Origin of the sequence: Nocardioides sp. CF8, assembly GCF_000389985.1 — a bacterium.
In the GTDB taxonomy this organism is placed as follows: Bacteria; Actinomycetota; Actinomycetes; order Propionibacteriales; family Nocardioidaceae; genus Nocardioides; species Nocardioides allogilvus.
Genome location: NZ_CM001852.1, coordinates 4174944 through 4176322, shown reverse-complemented (window position 1 = coordinate 4176322; position 1379 = coordinate 4174944). Strand labels below are relative to the sequence as shown.

The 1379-nt window shown below is 66.3% G+C and carries 1 protein-coding gene and 1 other annotated feature; the gene reads left to right on the top strand.

Annotated features, from left to right (window positions below; genetic code table 11):
- Positions 1-51: 51 nt before the first annotated feature.
- Positions 52-1349 (top strand): IS3 family transposase gene (locus CF8_RS20300; protein ID WP_107706353.1). Its coding sequence is split into 2 segments (ribosomal slippage): positions 52-331 and positions 331-1349, totalling 1299 coding nucleotides; the frame shifts between segments, so codons are not numbered across the junction.
- Positions 330-479 (top strand) — a sequence feature (AL1L pseudoknot). It overlaps the preceding gene by 150 nt.
- Positions 1350-1379 lie beyond the last annotated feature (30 nt).

Below are 1379 nucleotides of genomic sequence, written 5' to 3'. Positions count from 1 at the left end.
TGAATCGCCCCGGGTCTGATGGAGGCTCTCAATCCATGGAGGATGAGAGTCATGGCTGCACCCAAGAAGTACGGCGACGAGTTGCGTGAGCGCGCGACCCGGATGGCCGTCGAGTTGAGGCAGGACCCCGCGACGAGGTCTGGCGCGATCACGCGTGTGGCCGGCCAGCTCGGTATGCATCCCGAGACGTTGCGGAACTGGGTCCGACAAGCAGAGGTCGATGGTGGGGTCCGGCCGGGCACGACGACCAGCGACGGACAGCGGTTGGCCGAGCTCGAGCGGGAGGTCCGTGAGTTGCGGCGGGCCAACGAGATCCTCAAGACGAGCGCGGCTTTTTTCGCCGCAGCGGAGCTCGACCGCAAGATCAAGTAGCTGTTCCGACTGCGGTGCTGGTCGACTACATCGATCAGCACCGCGACAGGCTCGGGGTCGAGCCGATCTGCACCGTGTTGAAGGACGCTGGTGTCCAGATCGCCCCGAGCACGTACTACGCCGCCAAGCAGCGGCCGCCGTCCGCGCGGTCGGTGCGCGACGTGCAACTGATCGACGACATCCAGGTCGCCCACAAGGCGAACCTGGGTGTCTACGGTGCGCGGAAGGTCCACGCCGAGCTCAACCGCGAAGGCGTCCGGGTCGCCCGCTGCACCGTAGAGCGCCTCATGCGTTCCGAGGGCCTGCGGGGCATTCCGCGGGAGAAGACCCGCAAGACCACCATCGGTGACGGTGCTGAGACCGAGCGTCCCGAGGACCTGGTCAAGCGGAAGTTCGTCGCCACCGGACCGAACCAGCTCTGGGTAGCTGACCTGACCTACGTCCGCACGCACGCTGGGTGGACTTACGTCGCGTTCGTCCTCGACGTCTTCAGCAGGATGATCGTCGGCTGGCAGGTGTCGACCTCGCTGCGCACCGACCTGGCCCTGGACGCCCTCGACATGGGCCTGTGGAACCGGCAACGGGCCGGCCACGACGTCACCGGCCTGGTCCACCACAGCGACCGCGGAGTTCAGTACCGAGCGATTCGCTACACCGAGCGGCTTGCCGAAGCCGAGGCCGTTGCATCGGTCGGGTCCAAGGGCGATTCGTACGACAACGCGATGGCCGAGGCGCTGAACTCGCTGTTCAAGGCCGAGTGCATCCGCAACCCGGTCATGCGCCCCAACGGCGGCTGGAAGAACGTGAGCGACGTCGAGATCGCCGTCGCCGAGTACGTCGACTGGTTCAACCACAGACGCCTGCACGGCGAGATCGGACTCGTCCCGCCCGCCGAGTTCGAGACCAACCACTGGGCCCAGATCACGCCCGAGCACTACCCTCAGACACCAGTCCCGATCGGGGCAGGTTCCAAGTAACCGAGCCTCCACGAAACCCGGGGCGATTCA